General features: G+C 66.8%; 15 protein-coding genes. 9 read left to right on the top strand and 6 right to left on the bottom strand.

Annotated features, from left to right (window positions below; genetic code table 11):
- Positions 1-64: 64 nt before the first annotated feature.
- The 3 genes from AB4Y67_RS05870 (at position 65) to AB4Y67_RS05860 (ending at position 3,060) form a co-directional block, all read left to right on the top strand.
- A complete protein-coding gene (locus tag AB4Y67_RS05870) occupies positions 65-874 on the top strand; it encodes an IclR family transcriptional regulator (RefSeq protein ID WP_441404851.1) in 810 nt (269 codons plus the stop codon).
- Positions 875-934: 60 nt separating this feature from the next.
- Positions 935-2,125, top strand: a complete 1,191-nt coding sequence (locus AB4Y67_RS05865) for a 4-hydroxybenzoate 3-monooxygenase (protein WP_441404850.1) — start codon at positions 935-937, stop codon at positions 2,123-2,125.
- A gap of 119 nt (positions 2,126-2,244) precedes the next feature.
- Positions 2,245-3,060 (top strand): CPBP family glutamic-type intramembrane protease, encoded by an 816-nt coding sequence (locus tag AB4Y67_RS05860; protein WP_441404849.1) that lies wholly within the window; start codon positions 2,245-2,247, stop codon positions 3,058-3,060.
- Between the two features lie 39 nt (positions 3,061-3,099).
- On the opposite strand, the gene AB4Y67_RS05855 is transcribed toward AB4Y67_RS05860, so the two are convergent.
- The 5 genes from AB4Y67_RS05855 to AB4Y67_RS05835 all read right to left on the bottom strand — a co-directional run bounded on the left by AB4Y67_RS05855 (position 3,100) and on the right by AB4Y67_RS05835 (position 8,158).
- Entirely contained in the window at positions 3,100-3,714 is a 615-nt protein-coding gene (locus AB4Y67_RS05855) for a TetR/AcrR family transcriptional regulator (RefSeq protein WP_441404848.1), read from the bottom strand.
- Positions 3,715-3,820: 106 nt separating this feature from the next.
- The gene (locus AB4Y67_RS05850; protein ID WP_441404847.1) at positions 3,821-5,035 is read right to left on the bottom strand and encodes an NAD(P)/FAD-dependent oxidoreductase; all 1,215 of its coding nucleotides are present in this window, start codon (positions 5,033-5,035) and stop codon (positions 3,821-3,823) included.
- Positions 5,032-5,226, bottom strand: a complete 195-nt coding sequence (locus AB4Y67_RS05845; RefSeq protein ID WP_441404846.1) for a ferredoxin — start codon at positions 5,224-5,226, stop codon at positions 5,032-5,034. The genes AB4Y67_RS05850 and AB4Y67_RS05845 overlap by 4 nt, the downstream gene beginning before the upstream one ends.
- Positions 5,223-6,395: a cytochrome P450 gene (locus AB4Y67_RS05840; protein WP_441404845.1), complete on the bottom strand. Its 1,173-nt coding sequence runs from the start codon at positions 6,393-6,395 to the stop codon at positions 5,223-5,225. The genes AB4Y67_RS05845 and AB4Y67_RS05840 overlap by 4 nt, the downstream gene beginning before the upstream one ends.
- Positions 6,396-6,436: 41 nt before the next feature.
- The gene (locus AB4Y67_RS05835; protein ID WP_441404844.1) at positions 6,437-8,158 is read right to left on the bottom strand and encodes an MFS transporter; all 1,722 of its coding nucleotides are present in this window, start codon (positions 8,156-8,158) and stop codon (positions 6,437-6,439) included.
- A gap of 308 nt (positions 8,159-8,466) precedes the next feature.
- On the opposite strand from AB4Y67_RS05835, the gene AB4Y67_RS05830 reads away from it, so the two are divergent.
- From AB4Y67_RS05830 to AB4Y67_RS05805, 6 genes are all read left to right on the top strand, one after another.
- A complete protein-coding gene (locus AB4Y67_RS05830; protein WP_441404843.1) occupies positions 8,467-9,477 on the top strand; it encodes a phosphotriesterase in 1,011 nt (336 codons plus the stop codon).
- 44 nt (positions 9,478-9,521) lie between these two features.
- The gene (locus tag AB4Y67_RS05825) at positions 9,522-10,484 is read left to right on the top strand and encodes a phosphotriesterase family protein (protein WP_441404842.1); all 963 of its coding nucleotides are present in this window, start codon (positions 9,522-9,524) and stop codon (positions 10,482-10,484) included.
- A gap of 78 nt (positions 10,485-10,562) precedes the next feature.
- The gene (locus tag AB4Y67_RS05820) at positions 10,563-11,687 is read left to right on the top strand and encodes an FAD-dependent monooxygenase (RefSeq protein WP_441404841.1); all 1,125 of its coding nucleotides are present in this window, start codon (positions 10,563-10,565) and stop codon (positions 11,685-11,687) included.
- 4 nt (positions 11,688-11,691) lie between these two features.
- Positions 11,692-12,624 carry an alpha/beta hydrolase gene (locus AB4Y67_RS05815; protein WP_441404840.1) on the top strand — a complete coding sequence of 311 codons (933 nt, stop codon included), beginning with the start codon at positions 11,692-11,694 and terminating at the stop codon, positions 12,622-12,624.
- Positions 12,621-13,562, top strand: a complete 942-nt coding sequence (locus tag AB4Y67_RS05810; RefSeq protein ID WP_441404839.1) for an MBL fold metallo-hydrolase — start codon at positions 12,621-12,623, stop codon at positions 13,560-13,562. The genes AB4Y67_RS05815 and AB4Y67_RS05810 overlap by 4 nt, the downstream gene beginning before the upstream one ends.
- A gap of 19 nt (positions 13,563-13,581) precedes the next feature.
- Positions 13,582-15,321 carry a CocE/NonD family hydrolase gene (locus tag AB4Y67_RS05805; protein ID WP_441404838.1) on the top strand — a complete coding sequence of 580 codons (1,740 nt, stop codon included), beginning with the start codon at positions 13,582-13,584 and terminating at the stop codon, positions 15,319-15,321.
- A gap of 76 nt (positions 15,322-15,397) precedes the next feature.
- Here the strand turns inward: AB4Y67_RS05805 and AB4Y67_RS05800 are convergent, their stop codons facing one another.
- Positions 15,398-15,955, bottom strand: coding sequence for a TetR/AcrR family transcriptional regulator (locus AB4Y67_RS05800; RefSeq protein WP_441404837.1), 558 nt, complete (start codon positions 15,953-15,955; stop codon positions 15,398-15,400).
- Between the last annotated feature and the right edge of the window lie 697 nt (positions 15,956-16,652).

Genomic DNA, 16,652 nt, shown 5'->3' with positions numbered 1-16,652 from the left:
GAGCCCGGAGAGCCGTCCGGGCACGTAGAGTGGCAGCAGAATCCATTCAACGGAAGTGACGGCCATGGCGAATTCAGGCACCGGCGACTCGGTGGTGGACCGGGTGGTCCGGGTGATCGCAGCTTTCCCGGAGGGAATTACCGTGCTGCCGCTCTCCGAGCTTGCGGACCGGGCCGACCTGCCGCTGAGCACGGCCCACCGGCTGGTCCGACAGCTCGCCGGCCACGGGCTTCTGGAGCTGGGCAGCGGCGGGTCGGTCCGGCTGGGCCTGCGCCTGTGGGAGCTGGTCAACCGGAATTCGCCCACCCTGGCCCTCCGCCAGGCTGCTGTGCCTTTTATGGAGGACATCCAACAGGTACTCAACCAGAACGTGAACCTCGCCGTGCTGGAGGGCGGGGAGGCGCTGTTTGTCGAGCGGCTGTCGCGCCGCGGCTCTGTGACGAACCGGGCCCGGGTGGCGGGCCGGATGCCGGTGCACCTGTCCTCCGTCGGGCTGGCACTGATGGCCAACCAGCCGTCCGCTGTGCAGGCGAAGTACGTGCGGCAGTTCCACGATCCCGCCGGGAAGGTGCAGCCGGAGGAAATCCGCGCCCTGCTGGACGAGGCGGCCGGCATGGGCTTCGCGCAGCTGGCCGGCGTCGTGGATCCGGACACGTGGGGCATCGCTGTACCGGTGCGCGACGCGGGAAACCGGACTGTGGCGGCGCTCGGCGTCGTCGTTCCCCTGCGGGAGATGCGGCTCCAGGCACTGGTTCCGGCCCTGCAGACCGCCGCCCGCGGAATTGGGCGGCAACTGCAGAATCCGGAACCTGCCATGCATTCCGTTCAACGGAATCCGAGTAACGCACCTCACGTGTCCGGGCGCACACTGTAGCCAGCACCCACCCGGCCCGGCCGCCCCGCAGTCCGGCACCGCAATGAAGCGAGGACACCCATGGCAAGCCGCAAAGTCATCACCACCCAGGTCGCCATCATCGGCGCCGGCCCGGCGGGCCTGATGCTCTCGCACCTGCTGGCCAGGCAGGGCATCGAATCCACCGTAATCGAGATCCGCAGCCACCAGGAAATCTCCGAAACCGTCCGCGCGGGCATCCTGGAACACGGCTCCGTGAACCTGCTCGTGGACAGCGGCGTCTCGGACCGGGTACTGCGCGACGGCGACCGCCACGACGGCATCGAACTGCGCTTCAACGGGGAGAGCCACCGGATCGACTTCCAGGGCCTCGTCGGCGAGTCCGTCTGGCTCTACCCCCAGACCGACGTGTTCCTCGACCTCGCCGCACGGCGCCGGGCCGACGGCGGCGACGTCCGTTACAGCGTCACCGGCACCACGATCCATGACCTCGAGGGCAAGCCCAAGGTCTGGTTCACCGACGCCGACGGCGTGGACTGGGAGCTGCAGGCGGACTTCATCGCCGGCGCCGACGGCTCGCGCAGCCACAGCCGCTTCCAGATCCCCGAAGCCCGGCGCAAGTGGTACTTCCACGAATATCCCTTCGCCTGGTTCGGGATCCTGGCCGAAGCCCCGCGCAGCTCCGAGGAACTGATCTACGCGAACTCCGGGAACGGCTTCGCCCTGATCAGCCAGCGGACCGAGACCGTCCAGCGGATGTACTTCCAGTGCGACCCCGACGAGGACGTCAACGACTGGAGCGAGGACCGGATCTGGGACACCTTCCGCAGCAGGGTCAACGGCAACGGCTTCGAACTCAAGGAGGGCCCGGTCATCGACAAGACCGTCCTGAAGTTCCGCAGCTTCGTGCACACCCCGATGCGCCACGGCAAGCTGTTCCTCGCCGGCGACGCCGCCCACACCGTCCCGCCGACCGGGGCCAAGGGCCTGAACCTGGCCCTGCACGACGTCAAGGTCCTCTTTGAAGGCCTCGACAGCTTTTACACAACCGGAAACACCGCACTCCTGGATGCCTACAGCCACAACGCACTGGACCGGGTCTGGAAGGCCCAGCAGTTCTCCTACTGGATGACCTCCATGCTCCACACCCCGGCCGACGGCGACGACTTCGCCCGCGCCCGCCAGCTCGGCGAACTCAACTCGGTGGTGTCATCCCGCCACGGCCGCGCCTACCTCGCCGAGGCCTACACGGGCTGGCCCGGCGCGCACTGACATTTCCTGCGTTAGTTCCTGAGCCGGAACTGAGCCCGGCAAGGGAGATGACGGCGGCACCCCACGTGCCCTTTCCGGCGAACGATGCGTGCCGTCGTCGGCACTGACATGCTGGTGGTGTGCAATCCATCTCGACGGACGCTCCACGCACCGCGCTCAGCTGGAAGCTGGTGCCGGCGGCGCTTGTCTCGGTGTCCGGCGTGGTGCTGTTCGGGGCAGAAAATCGCCTCGGCTACGGAATTCTTGCCCTGGGCCTAATCACTGCGGCTTTCATCGACCGCGCGTTGCTGCGGCATCTCGCGCTGATCGCGGCGGGCATGGTCATCATCAGCGCGGTCCCGCTGAACGCTGACCTGAGCACCCAGCACATCGTCCTCATGGGCGGCGCCCTCGCCTTGGCCGTGCTCGTGCCGTGGCTGGTGTCGCGGTTCGTCTACGGCGAGAGAATCATCCGGTTTCCGGTGAAAACCGGCCGGAAATGGCCGCTGCCCGCAAAGCTGTACCTGGCCGGCGTCGTACTGCTCGGCTACTTCATTCTGCCCGCGTACCTGATCCGCACCGGGGTCTACCAAAACTGGCCGGACGCAACCGACCCGGCCATCTTTTGGCGGCTCTTCCTCGGAGTGAACGCCGTCGGTATCTGGGACGAGCTGTTCTTCATCTGCACTACGTTTACGCTGCTGCGGCAACACTTTCCGGACTGGCTGGCCAACATCCTGCAGGCCGTGATTTTCTCGTCATTCCTGTGGGAGATCGGCTACCAGTCGTGGGGGCCGCTGCTGACGTTCCCGTTCGCGCTGCTGCAGGGCTACACGTTCAAGCTGACGAAGTCCCTCACCTACGTTGTGGCTGTGCACCTGACGTTCGACTTCGTCCTGTTCCTCGCGCTGGTCCACGCACACAACCGCGACTGGCTGCCGATCTTCCTGTACTGAGCACGCACCGGGACGGCAAGGACTACGGGCGGCTCACCCTTAGCGTTCATCGCAGAGCAGGTGGTACCAGCTGTCGGCGAGCACTTCGAGGGCGTGGTCGCGGTTTGGCTCGAGTTTGCGTCGCGTCCACAGCGTGGCGACGTAGTCGAGCTGGGTGAACGCGAGCGTTCCCCGGATGTGGTGCGTCTCCTGCGAGAAGCGGCCGGCCAGCTGCATGCCGCGGACGATGTCGGAGATGACCTCCTCATGCCACCCCCGGACCAACGCCCGCACCTCGCGGTCGACGGCGGCAGCCTCGTCGAGCACGTCGAGGTAAGGGCGGAAGACCGGCCAGAGCGCAGCGCGCGACTCGAGCCAGGCAAGGATGCCTTCCAGCTCGCCGCCACGGACGACGTCGACGAGGCCGGCGGCGGTGGTCGCCAGGCCGGGGCCATCCGCGCGGTCGAGCACGGCGTTCACCCGCGCCATGAAGTCCCTCATCAGGTCAGCACGCGTGGGGTAGTGCGCATAGAACGTCGCCCGGGTTGTCCCGGCCGCCACGGCGATCTCGTCGATCGTCGTCGCAGCGTAGCCCTTCCCGGTAAAGAGCTCGAGCGCCCGGTCGATGATCATGTCGCGGGTCAGCTGCTTCTGGGCCTCTCGCAGTGACGACATGAGCCAATCCTATCCATGGTGTGCGGTTGTTGCCCGGCGGAAGAGCAAAGATGCGCTAAGGCAGGCCACCGGACATGCTGTAAAGCAAGCTGCGCGCAGCCGCGCATCAGACGGTCACGGGCGCTGCCGGGCGGAACGCTCCCGGGCCGGCGTCCGCCAGTCGGCGCAGTTTCGGGATGGGGATCCTGTAATTGACCGCAGCGGCAGTTCCGGAGCCGTCCTGGTTCTCCCAGCGCAGCAGCACCGACTCAGGGCCGTTGCCCGGCTCGCAGTGGTCGGGGGCGCCGGCCACGGGGGTGAAGCCGACCGACTTGAGCGACAGGCCGAAGCCCTCCGTCCAGAAATACGGCTGGAAGTTGAGCTCGGGCGCCGCATCGCCTTGGAGCAGACCGACGGCAGCGACCTTGGCTTGGTCGATGGCGCTGGTCCACAGGGGCACGCGTTGCAGCCCGCGGGTCGTCGGGAAGAACGCCACGTCGCCGGCGGCAACAATCTCCGGCCGGAGCCGGCCGCGGGTGTCCACCCGCAGCGAGCCGTCGACCAGGAGCTTGGAGCCGGCCAGCCAGCCGATGTTTGGCTCGTCGCCGATGGCCGTGACGACCAGATCTGCCTCGAGTTCGGTGCCGTCAGCCAGGACAACTCTGGACCCGGAACCGTGATCGACCAGGCGGGCCTTGCCGCCGCGGACCACCCGGAGTCCGCGGCGGATGGCAGCGTCGGTGAAGAGCCCGGCCAGATGGTCACCCAGCTGGCCGGACAGCGGCTTGGCGTCGGCGACGAGGGTGACCTCGCAGCCCATGTGCAGGCATCCCGACGCGACCTCCATACCGAGCGGTCCGCCGCCAATCACGATGACCGTGGGGCGCGACGCGACGCGTTCCTTGAGGAGTACCGCATCCTCGATGGTGCGCAGGGTGAGCTCCCGGGGCGGGCCGTCCCCCTGCGTTCCTCCTGGCCCTGGTCCCGCGGCGAGGCGCTTCGCCCGGGATCCGGAGGCGATGACAAGGCCGTCATACGGCAGCTCACCGCCCCCGTCGAGGCGGACCAGGCGGGCGTCGACGTCGAGACCCGTGGCGCTGATCCCGAGCAGCTCGGCCGCGTTGTGGCTCGGCTCGGGCAGCTCATGAGCGTGGAGATCGCCGCCACCGCTCCCATTTACACCGTGCAACAGCGCTTTCGACAGGGCCGGGCGGCTGTAGGGATGGTGGCGTTCGGCACCCACGACCGTCAGCTCACCGTCGAAGCCGGCCGAACGGAGCGAGTCGCAGGCAGTGAGGCCGGCGATGCCATTGCCCACCACCACTATCCTGCGCATCGTCATGCCGCGGCCAGCCGCAGCGCGGCGACCGGGCAGACCCTGACGGCCGCCTTCGCGGCATCAAGCCCGGCCCCGTCCACCTCGGGCACATCGATGACCAGTTCGCCGTCGTCATCCAGATGCATCAGTGCAGGTGCGGCTTCCTCGCACAGTCCGTGTCCCTCGCAGCGCGGCCGGTCCAGCTCGATCCTCATGCCGCCACCACCTTGGTGACCTGGAGCTTCTCGAAGCTCCGGGTCATGTTGCTCGGTTCGCGGAGCTCGTCGGAGATGGTCATGGATTCCACCCGGCGGGCCAGCGCCTCGATGATTGCATGCGCTTCAAGCTTTGCCAGACCCTGGCCGGCGCAGCCGTGCGGTCCATAGCCGAAGGCGAGGTGGTCCACCGGGTTGCGGAGCACATCAAAGGTGTCGGGGTTCTCGTAGTGCCGCGGGTCGCGGTTGCCGGCGCCAAAGAGGATGCCCACCTGGGCGCCTGCAGGGATGGTGACGCCGTCGACTTGCACATCACGTGTTGCTTTGCGGCCCCACACGTGGATCGGTGCCCAGTAGCGCAGCACCTCGGCGAAAGCCGCCGGGACGAGCTCCGGGTTCTCCCGGACCAGCTTGAACTGTTCCGGGTGGTGTCCGAACAGGGCGATGATGTTCCCGATGGACGCGATGGTAGTGTCGACACCCGCCCCCAGATACTGGTGGATGATGTGCCCGGCAGTTCCCTGGGGAATCTCCCCCCGCGTCTCGGCGTCAAAGATGCCGCGGCCGATGGAGCCGGGCGCGAGGTCCTCGGCGGTGACCGTGGAGCACCAGCCGTAGAGCTCGCCGGCAATCGGGAAGTTCTCCTGGGTGCGCTGGTTCAGCGGGCCAAGGACCTGCATCGCGGCCTGGCCCCAGCGCAGCATGTTGTCCCTGACGTGGCCGCTGAAGCCAATGAGGTCGGCCACGATCTCGATCGGGAAGGCGCGGGCCAGCGAGTCGACGGCCTCGAAGCTGCCACTGGCGGCGAGCTCGGCGACAAGCTTGTCCGCCTTTTCGTCGATGACCACTTTCAGACCGCGGAGTGCGCGGGGCGTGAGGTTCTGGGACAGGGTGGCTCGGAGCTGCGTGTGAATGGGCGGGTCGGAGGCCAGCGAGGTGCCCTGCAGCGCCTCGTTCACCATGGGGTTGAACCCGATGCTGGTGGACGAGAAGGTTTCCGGATCCCCCAGTGCGTCGCGGATGGCGTCGTAACGCGTCAGGACGTACAGGTCGTTTTTTGGCAGGTGGACGACGGCGGCCTGCCCACGTAGCGCGGCGTAGGTGGGATACGGGTCGACGAGGATGTCGTCGTTCCAGATGTCGATGTCTGATTCGAGGGGTGCAGTCACGGAGTTCTCCTTGCGGATGGTTGGGGTCGGGACGTGCCGTCTTAGACGGCAGCCTCGACGTTCGTTTCAGTCGTATCCGCGACGGCATCGGACTTGGGTGCCGACGACCGTGCGGAGATGAAGAGGGTAAGAATGGCGGAGAGGACCGCCGCGATGCCCGCGGTGAGGTACACAGCCTGGAACCCCTGGCCCAGCGAGGTCCCTGCCACGCCCTGGATCTGCGGTTGTGCGGCGTTGAGGGCCTGGACCATGCCGTCGACGGCAGGGGCGGGTGCGCCTCCGGCCACTGCCTGGCCGGTGAACTGGGCGATGACGCCGTCCCAGCCGGCGAGGAAGCCCAGCGGCGGCACGTTCGCCAGCCCGCTGACGGCCTCTGCGGGGAGTCCCGCCCCGCCGAGGATCCCGGCAAGGGGACCCGCGAAGGCCGTCGCTCCGATGCCGAAGGCGATGGCTGAGCCGACAACGGGGCCGAGGGCGAAGCCGAGGTCGCGAAGGAGGTTCGTCGTCGCCGAAGCCATGCCGATCTGCTGGGGCGGGACGGTGTTGATGGCAACGGCGGTGACGGAGCCGACGGTGAGGGCGAATCCGATACCGAGCACCAGAAGCGGCGGGATGAAGGCCGTCCAGGGGGTGCCGCCGAAGACCTCCGGAGTGCCGAGGGCGAATGTCGAGAGCCAGAAACCGGAGACGGCCATGAGTGCGAAGCCCGCGGTGAGTACCCAGCGCGGGGCCACGTGGTGAATGAGCCATCCCACAACCGGGATGAAGGCGAATGCGGGACCCTGGATGAAGACGAAGAGCACACCGATCTTCCAGGTTTCGGCAAGGGCGAGGCCGCTGACGGCGACGCTCGTGCTGAAGCAGATCGCGAGGAAGGCGAACATGCCCGTGACCGCCACTATGCCCGTGATCGAGTAGGCGCTGTTCTTGAACAGCGAAAGGTGGATCAGCGGCTGCGCGGTGCGTGATTCGATGACGACGAAGGCGACCAGGAGGATTCCGCCGACAACGTAGCTTGCAATCACCTGGGCGCTGCCGAAGCCTGCATCCACCGCTGTCACGGTGGCGTAGAGGACGGCGATAAGGCCGAGCGCGAGCGTAATCTGGCCGGGCAGGTCCAGTTTGCGCCCCTCCCCCGCCGCCGAGTCCTTCGCCCGGAGCGCGACGATGAGAACGAGCACGGCGACGGCGGCCGCAACCAGGTAGGCCGCCCGCCAGCCGCTGAACGCGTTCGGTGCGCCCGGAGCAACACCCGGCACGGTGAAGAACTGCGCCGTGAAACCTGCGAGTACCGGGGAGATCACCGCGCCGAGGGACAGGAACCCTGCCCACGTGGCGATGACCTTCGCCCGTGCGCGGTGGTCCGGCGTAATCGCCGCGATCATGGACAGCGAAATGGGGAACAGGATGCCCGCCCCGATGCCGCCGACCGCCTGTGCGAAGATCATCATTTCGGTGGTCGGCGCCAGCGCGGCCAGCACGGAGCCGACGACGCTGACAGCAGCGCCGACGTAGAGCAACTTCTTGCGTCCGAACACGTCACCCAGAAGGCCCCAGCTGAGCTCGAACACGACGATGCCCATCAGGAACATGCCTGCAATCCAGGTCAGGCCAGCCCCCGAGGTGTGGAATTCCACAGCAAACGTGCCGCTGAGGGCTCCTGGCAGGGCGTTGGTGATTTGGGCCAGCGTGACCGCGCTGTAGGCGGCTACGAAGGTGGCGCGTACCGAGCCTCGGCTCGACACCTTAATGGTTTGACTCATCGATGAAACTCCTTTGTTTCCGGTCGATCCTCCGGCGTTTCGCCGGGGCTGGTGCCCCACCGGGGCCAGCCCCGGGCTGAGCCGGTGGTGGATGTGGCTTTCAACACATTGTGGCCATTAGATTTACAGAGTGTCAAGAGTATTAACGAACTGTTGGACTTGTGGGCGACAAGGAGGTTCATAAATGTACGTCACGTATATTTTCTTGACACTGTGTATAGAAATATGTGACGCTGACTACACCGCAACGGGGCGACGCCGGCACAGTCACGCTCCGCATTCAGCACCGATCTTCAAGGGAGAAGCCCGTGAGTTCCACCCCACCCGTCGCCACCGGTGATACGTTCCATCCCCCGACCCAACAAACCGTCAATACGGTCCTTGGGCCCGTCCCAGCTTCTGAACTGGGTGTGGTTGCCGTCCACGAGGCGCTGCTGTCGGTGGTGCCCGGGGCCCAGTACGCCCCGGACATCTCCATGGACCGGGCGGAGATCTTCGAGATCCTGGCCGGCAAGCTGACAGGTTTCCGCGAGCACGGCGGGCAAACGATTGTGGACAGCACAGGCATGTTCCACGGCCGCGACGTGAAACTGTACGAGGCGCTGTCGCGCTCTACCGGCGTGCACATCATCGCCTCGACGGGCATGGGCCCGGAGGAAATGCTCGGCGGCTACTTCCTGACGCCGCAGACCAACCCGCCGACGCCGTGGCCCGCCGAGAGGTTCGCCGAACTCTTCAGCAGGGAAGTCACCGAGGGCATGGTGGTTCCGCGCGTTGAGCGGCGCTGCGCCGCCGGGCTGGTGACCACCACGGCCGACCGGGCCGGCATGACACCGACAGAGGAGAGCCTGTTCCGCGGTGCGGCCAGGACAGCCGTGAAGACCGGCGTCCCGGTGTCTATCCGGTTTGGTGCCGACGCGCTGCACGATCTCGACATCGTCCTGGCCGAAGAGCTCCCGGCCGACCGGGTGCTCGTCGGCGGCCTGGACCGCAAGGACGCTGACGGCGCTGCCCTCGAGGTGGCCCGCCGCGGAGCGTTCGTCGGCATCGACCACGTGGGCCTGAACGAGGACGCGGACTACCTCACCGACCATGACCGGGCCGAACTGGTGCTCAAGCTCGTTGCGGCCGGCCACGCCGACAGGATCATCCTTTCGGGCAACTCGATCGGCGTGGCCAAGGGCCAGCCCGACTACGACTTGCCGTTCAGCCACGTCCTGTCCACGTTCGCACCCTTCCTCCAGGCCCAGGGCCTGAGCGACGAGGACGCCCGGCGCATCCTCGTGGACAACCCGCGCAACCTGCTGACCGTGCGCTAAGCACCCGTCGGCCCACACAAGCAACTTTCGAACCCCTGAGGTGAATGAACGAAATGACCAAGGTCAACACCGTGCTGGGAACCATCCCGGCCGAAGAACTGGAAATCGTGGCGGTCCACGAACACATCGGCTACGGCATGCCCGGATCCGAACTCGACACCACGTGGTGGAAGACCCCCGAGCAGGCCTATGAGGAGACCGTGCCGAAGCTGCGGAAATTCCGCGAATACGGCGGCGGGACCTTCGTGGACGCCACGGGCATCTGCAACGGCCGCGACGTGGACTACTACAAGTCCCTGTCCGCCAAGACAGGCGTGCACATTGTGGCCTGCACCGGATTCGTCGGCGGCGACACCGCCCTGCCGCATTTCTCCCGCGCAACCGTGGACTACCTCGCAAAAGTGTTCATCCACGAGATCACGGTCGGCATCGGCAACACGGGCGCCAAGGCCGGCGTCATCAAGGTCGGCGTGAGCCGCGGCGGACGCATGACTGACCTGGACAAGCGCATCTACCGGGCCGCGGCCCGCGCCGCCGTCGTCACCGGCGCGCCGATCCTCACCCACCTGGCGATCGACCCCGAACCGGCAGTGAACATCTTCAATGAAGAGGGCCTCTCGCTGGACCGTGTGCTCTTCGGCCACGCCGACGACGGCCTGAACGCCCCGATCACCCCGCACGACTGGATTTACGAGCAGGGCGGCCGCATCGGCTTCGACACCTTCGGCTACGATCTCGAGCTGCCCGATCCGCCGTTCTGGGGCCGCAAGCGCGCCGAACGCATGGGGCACTTCGTCAACCTCGTGAACAAGGGCTACGCGGACAAGCTCCTCGTCTCGGCCGACGCAAACTGCAGCCCGCTGGGCTGGCCGGGAGTAAAGGGCCACACCATCAACTACATCTTCGAGGACATGATCCCCGACATGCGCTCGGCCGGCATCGACGACGCCACCATCAAACTCCTGCTCGAGGACAACCCGGCCGACTTCCTCTCGCTCAGCGCCTGACCCCGGTCAGGCCACCACCACTTACCCGTTCCCCAGACTTGGCCCGGGCCAAGTCAAAGCCAAGAAAGAGATGAATCCATGAAGGCTTCAGAAATCAAGAACCTCAAGATCGCCGTCATCGGCGCAGGTTACGGCGGCGCTGCGGCAGCCAAGGCCCTGAGCCTGCTCGGTGCAGACGTCAAGGTCTATGAGCAGGCTCCCCAGATGGGAGAGGTCGGCGCCGGCATCGGCCTGCGCCCCGCCACCATGGCCCGGTTCCGTCAGTGGGGGATCTATGACGCGATCGCCAAGGTGAGCTCGGCGAGTGACTACTTCGAGATCCTCACGGCCACCGGGGACCCGATCATGAAGGACACCTGGCCGGAGTCCGGCGACGAGAAGCAGACCTACCTCATCCACCGCCGCGACTTCATCGAGGCCCTTCTTAGCGTCCTGCCCGAGGGCATGGTGCAGCTTGGCCACAGGCTGGAGACCATCGAGGACAAGGGCGGCCACTCCGTTCTGACCTTTGCCAACGGCGAGACCGTCGAGGCAGACCTGGTGGTCGGTGCCGACGGCATCAAGTCCGTGGTGCGCGAGCAGCTGTTCAGCGACAAGGGCCCGGTGTTCTCCGGCGAGCACGCCTACCGCGTGGTGATCTCCGCCGACGACGCCCACGGCATGGTGGTTGACGACAACCTGAGGATGTACATGGGCAGGGGCACGAAGGTCTATCTCCTGCCGCTGCGCCACCGCAACCAGATGTCCTTCGACATCACCGCCCTGAACCCTGACGGCACCTGGGCGCCCGCGATCACCAAGGAAGAGCTCCTGAAGACTGTGGAAGGTTTCGACGAGCGGATCGTTGGGATCGCCCGCGGCCTGGACATGGACACTGTCAACATCCGCGCGGTCTACGACATCGATCCTGTTGACACCTGGCACACGGACTCGGTGGTCCTGATGGGCGATGCGGCCCACTCCATGCTGCACCACCAGGGGCAAGGCGCGAATTCCGCCATCGAGGACGCGGGGGCGCTGGCCGATGCGCTGGCCCAGGCCGGCTCGGTCAAGGAGGCGCTGGCACGGTTCCAGGCGACGCGCAAGCCGGTCACGGACGAGCTGCAGCGCATCTCGCGCCAGGGCTGGTCCGAAGAAGAGGTCAACGACGTCTTCCCGGGTCAGAAGCCCTCGTCCCAGCAGCCCGCCGCGGCGAAGGCGTAACGCCATGACAATCCATCCCGAAATCGCCAAAATCCTTGCAACCCTGCCGGCACCTGACGGCTCGCCGCTGGATCCGGCGGCCATGCGCGCCGGCGAGGCCGCCCAGGCCGCCCCGCCCGGGGACCGGCTGCCGCTGCACGCGGTCGAGGACCTCACGGCGGCGACGCCATCCGGCGACGTTCCCGTGCGGATCTACACCCCGGTCGAGGCGGACACCTACGGAGTGCTGGTCTACTTCCACGGCGGCGCGTTCTTCCTGGGCAGCCTGGACACCCATGACCACGTGGCGCGCGCCCTGGCCAGGGAAACCGGCCACAAGGTCATCTCCGTCGGCTACCGCCTTGCCCCCGAGTCGGTTTTCCCGGCCGGGCTCGACGACTGCTACGGCGTGGTCCGCTGGGCCGCCGAACAGGGTGCCGCCCTGAAGTGGGACGGGAAGAACCTCGCCATTGCCGGCGACAGCTCGGGCGGCAACTTCGTCGCCGCCGTCGTCGCGAAGGCCCACGATGACGGGTTCTTTGCGATCACGCACCAGGTCCTGTTCTACCCCTCGCTGGACCTGGACTTCAACGTCGACCGCTATGCCTCACTGCGGGAGAACGCTGAAGGCTATGGTCTGGAGACGGCGGGCCTGTTGCCGTTCAACTCGTTCTACTTCAAGAGCGGAGCGGATCCGGCAGATCCGCTCGTCTCCCCCCTCAAGCGCGGTGACCTCGCAGGACTGCCGCCCGCATTGGTCATCACGGCCGAGCACGACCCGCTGCGCGACGAGGGCGAACTCTACGGCCGGCGCCTCACGGACGCCGGCGTGGACACAACGGTCAGCCGCTACGAGGGAGCCAACCACGGCTTCGTCCAGAACTTCTCCTGGATCCCCGAGTTCTACCGGGCCTTCCAGGAGACGGGTGAATTCCTGAACGCGGGGGCCACGCAATGACGGAGCCCGTCGCTGTCCATCCGCTGGTCTCGCCATGGGGCCGGTTCGGCCTGTACAGCTTCTTCATCGACGCCCCCGAACCGGCCATCGTCGACACCGGGATCGCGTCCTCTCCCGCTGAAGGCATGGTCCCCGCGCTGGAGAAGCTGGGCAGGCGCATCGAGGATGTGCGCTGGATCCTGCTGACCCACGGCCACATCGACCACCTCGGCGGCGCGCACGCGCTGTGGGAGCTCACCGGACGGCGCGCCAAAGTCGTGATCCATCAGGCCGACGCGCACCTGCTGCGTTCCCGGCGTGCGCACGTCGACCAGTACTTGGACGTGCGCCAGCAGTACCTCCACAATCCGGACGCCGTCGAGGAGCAGACGAAGGCCGCGGACCACGTCATCTCGGGCGAGATGGAGCCGACGATGCTGGTCAAGGGCGGCGAGACGCTGTCCCTGGGCGGGGACGTTACCGTCTCCGTGCACCACATCCCTGGCCACACGGCCGGATCCGTGGCCTACGTCGTGGACGGGCAGCAGTCGGTCTTCGTCGGCGACGCCGTCCAGATCCACGGGGGCGCCAACGGCTTCCCCGGCTACGAGGATCCTGCCGCCTACCGGGCGAGCCTGCAATACCTGCGCGACGAGGTCCGCCCGCGGCACCTGTACCTCGGCCACCCGTACCGGGGCGCGGACGGCGTGCCGTCCGGCGTCGAACTGGACCGGAAGACGGCCCGGAACGCCCTGCAGGAAAGCCTGGACCGTGAGGCCAGGATCGGCGACGCCGCCGGCCGCTACCTGCACGAGGGTCTGCAGGAGACGAACTCGGTTTACTCCCCGTTCGCCTCCGTGGCTGAGGAGCTCGGCTACACGGGCGACCCCACGCTGGAGCCCTCCCCGTTCTTCACGACGCTGCACGGCTACCGCACGCAGATCAACCCGATGTCCTAACAGAGGAGCCCTCGCAATCATGAATGAGTACCAGACAATCGACGCCGGCGGAGAGAAAATTGCCGTCCGCAAGGACCTCCGCGTCCCGATGCGGGACGGCGTCGAACTCGCCGCGGACGCCTACCAGGGAACTGAGGACAAGCCGCGCCCGGCGCTGGTGGCGCTGAGCCCGTACGGCAAGGAGCTGCAGGCGCTGGCCCTGACCACCCCGCCGCAGCGGCGCCCCAGCCCGATGTGGGACGGCTGCATCGAGGCCGGCGACATTGCCCGCATCGTTAAGGAGGACTACGTCCACGTCATCGGCGACTTGCGCGGCTCCGGCCACTCCGGCGGCGAACACATCGGCAACTACAACGCCGGCGGCGTCTCACTGGGCCAGGACGCGTACGACTTCATCGAGTGGGTCGCCGAGCAGCCGTGGTGCGACGGCAACGTCGGCATGGTCGGGATCTCCTACTTCGGCTCCATGCAGGTGCTGGCCGCGGCCGAGCGCCCGCCGCACCTGAAGGCGATCTTCGTCTCCGGCGGCCACTACGACTTCTACGAGACCACCTACCACGGCGGCATCATGTGGTTTATGCCCCGGGCCGCCCGCGAGGGCCGCGGCGGCGACTCCGGCTGGGCCTTCACCGACGGCGTCAAGTCCCGCATGATCGAGAAGTACCCCCCGGAGGAACTGAAGGAGCTCGTCCAGAAGCGTCTGGAGGATCCGGACGTTGCCGCCTGGCCGAACCTGGTGCACGTCCTGAACTACCCGAAGAACCACGAAGCCTGGTTCGACATTGTGATGAACGAACTCGACGGCGACTGGTACGAGGAGCGCAACCCCATCACGCTGGCCCCGAACATCGACATCCCGGTGTGGCTGCAGCTGGACCAGGGCCGCGGCTGGACCCTAGACGGCACCATCGAGCTGTTCGACGCGCTGAAGGGACCCAAGAAACTGGACATCGGCCCCTACCCGCCGATGCAGTCCCGCCCCTTCATCGAGGAGCACGACAAAATGTTCCGGTGGTACGACTACTGGATCAAGGGCATCGACAACGGTGTCATGGATGAACCGGCCGTCAGCGTCTTCGTGGAAGGTTCCCGCGAGCTGGTGACCGGCACGTCCTGGCCGCCGAAGGACGTCGAGTACACGAACCTCTACCTGCGCCCGCGCCACAAGCTGTCCGCCGAGCCGGAGCTGATGGGCGCCGAATACGCGGCCCCGGACGGCTTCTACCAGGCGCCGCTGACGGTGACCGACAAGGTGGAAATCATCAGCTGGTCCACCCCTCCCTTCGAGGAGGACACGGAGATGATCRGCACCGGTGCCGCACACATCTTCGCCGAGATCGACCAGCCGGACACCAACTTCATCCTGCGCCTGTGGGACTACGCGCCCAACGGCAAGCGCCAGCTCATCACCAGCGGCTACCTCAAGGCCTCCCACCGCGAACTCGACGGGCGGACCACCGACGGCAACCCGTTCCACCCGCACACCCGTGCCGTACCGGTCGAACCCGGGCAGATCGAGGAGTACGTGCTCCGCCTCTACCCGTTCGCCAACACCTTCAAGCCCGGCCACACCCTGACGGTGGAACTCTCGAACGCCGAGCCGCTGGCCGACGAGCACAACGCGCTGCTCCCACCGGATGCCTTCCACCTGCCCGTGGGCCGGCCCGTCACCCACAAGATCTACCGCGACGCCGCCCACCAGTCCCGGCTCGTCCTGCCGTTCACAACCCGCAAGACGGCGGACGGCCAGGCGGGCTGACGCACTCAGGCCGCGGCGTACAGGTCAGCCTGAACGCCGCGGCCGGAGGCGCACCCCGGTAACAGCTGCTTCCGGATCACTCAGCCAGCAGGAAGCACCAGTTGTCGACCATCAGATCCAGGGAAACGTCGCGGTCAACGGTCCAGCCGAGCCGCATCCAGCGCCGGGAGAAGAACTCCAATTCCCCGAAGGCCAGCGCGCACCGCACCCGGCGGCTGGCCGGGTCGAACCGCCCGGCCCGGTCAAGGCCGGCCTGCATGTCGTCGATCGCCGTGTCGAACCACTGATCCAACGCCGCCTGGATATCCGGTTCACTGGCCGCGGCCTGGTGCGCCGCCACAACATAGGGGCGGATTTCGGCCCACTGGTCGAACTTCCGGGCGAGCCAGACCCGAATCAGCTCGCGGTCCCCTGATTCCACCACCGAGTGCAGCGGCGGGACGTCGGCCTCGGTCAGCATTTCATTGGACCGCACCACCAGCGACCGCATGAGCTCGGCTTTGGACGGAAAATGCGCATAGAACGTTGCCCTAGTGGTGCCTACGGCAGCAGCGATGTCGTCAACCGTCGTGGCGGCGAACCCCTTCTCCTCAAAAAGCTCCAGCCCCTTCTCGAGCAACAATCGGCGGGTCATCTGCTTTTGAGCTTCTCGAATGCTGGCCACTCCCCCAGATTAGAGCAATATCTATTGTCAAAATCTCAGAGGGGCGACGTCGACCATGACCGCCGGCCCGGAGCAGATCCGCGCGGCGCGGTGCGCCTCGGCCTCCAGCGTCTACAGCTCTTGGCGTCACCTGCGCGCCGACCTGAGAAAAGCTTGAATTGTAAAGTGCCGCCGTTCCCCCAGGGGCGGCGCGGTGGCACACTTGGTGGACTATCGAGTGACTGGGGGGATCCACGTCAGGAGATCGCCTTGGGCATTCTGGTACGAACGCGCAGTTCCGGCCGCCGGGCGGATGGCACCCCATGATGGTCGGCTGGGCCTACCTGTTGGCGGCAATCATTACAGTCGACGCGCTGTTGCTCGGGTTGCTCCTGATGAACGTTAAGTGGCCGAAGCGCTGGACGAAAAACGACTGACGCGCGGCGTTCATCCTGTTCTGCGACGCGCAAAATTCCTGACCCGGCCGGCATCGGGTATCGGTGGGCATCTTCCGCACCGCGGCGCACGACGCGCGTCGCTCAGGCTGTCGCGCCGAAGGGAACCGTCTGCATTGGAGACCCGACTTCCATGTGGCCGTCAGACCGGACAGCGCTCCTGCCCAGTTACCGGCCGCCGCAGCCCCGGAATCCGGCGTTTTCCCCGGGACACGCCGGTGTCGGGCCGCGCC

It is taken from the genome of Arthrobacter sp. YAF17 (assembly GCF_052113365.1).
Taxonomy (GTDB): domain Bacteria; phylum Actinomycetota; class Actinomycetes; order Actinomycetales; family Micrococcaceae; genus Arthrobacter.
The sequence above is the reverse complement of the archived record's forward strand: the minus strand, read 5'-3'. Positions and strand labels throughout refer to the sequence as shown.

Bases quoted from the DNA above. Each gene is read 5' to 3' on its own strand.
- AB4Y67_RS05815 (WP_441404840.1), top strand. From the start codon at position 11,692: ATGACAATCCATCCCGAAATCGCCAAAATCCTTGCAACCCTGCCGGCA.
- AB4Y67_RS05855 (WP_441404848.1), bottom strand. From the start codon at position 3,714: ATGTCGTCACTGCGAGAGGCCCAGAAGCAGCTGACCCGCGACATGATC.
- AB4Y67_RS05865 (WP_441404850.1), top strand. From the start codon at position 935: ATGGCAAGCCGCAAAGTCATCACCACCCAGGTCGCCATCATCGGCGCC.
- AB4Y67_RS05845 (WP_441404846.1), bottom strand. From the start codon at position 5,226: ATGAGGATCGAGCTGGACCGGCCGCGCTGCGAGGGACACGGACTGTGC.
- AB4Y67_RS05800 (WP_441404837.1), bottom strand. From the start codon at position 15,955: ATGACCCGCCGATTGTTGCTCGAGAAGGGGCTGGAGCTTTTTGAGGAG.
- AB4Y67_RS05850 (WP_441404847.1), bottom strand. From the start codon at position 5,035: ATGACGATGCGCAGGATAGTGGTGGTGGGCAATGGCATCGCCGGCCTC.
- AB4Y67_RS05825 (WP_441404842.1), top strand. From the start codon at position 9,522: ATGAACGAAATGACCAAGGTCAACACCGTGCTGGGAACCATCCCGGCC.
- AB4Y67_RS05810 (WP_441404839.1), top strand. From the start codon at position 12,621: ATGACGGAGCCCGTCGCTGTCCATCCGCTGGTCTCGCCATGGGGCCGG.
- AB4Y67_RS05835 (WP_441404844.1), bottom strand. From the start codon at position 8,158: ATGAGTCAAACCATTAAGGTGTCGAGCCGAGGCTCGGTACGCGCCACC.
- AB4Y67_RS05820 (WP_441404841.1), top strand. From the start codon at position 10,563: ATGAAGGCTTCAGAAATCAAGAACCTCAAGATCGCCGTCATCGGCGCA.
- AB4Y67_RS05870 (WP_441404851.1), top strand. From the start codon at position 65: ATGGCGAATTCAGGCACCGGCGACTCGGTGGTGGACCGGGTGGTCCGG.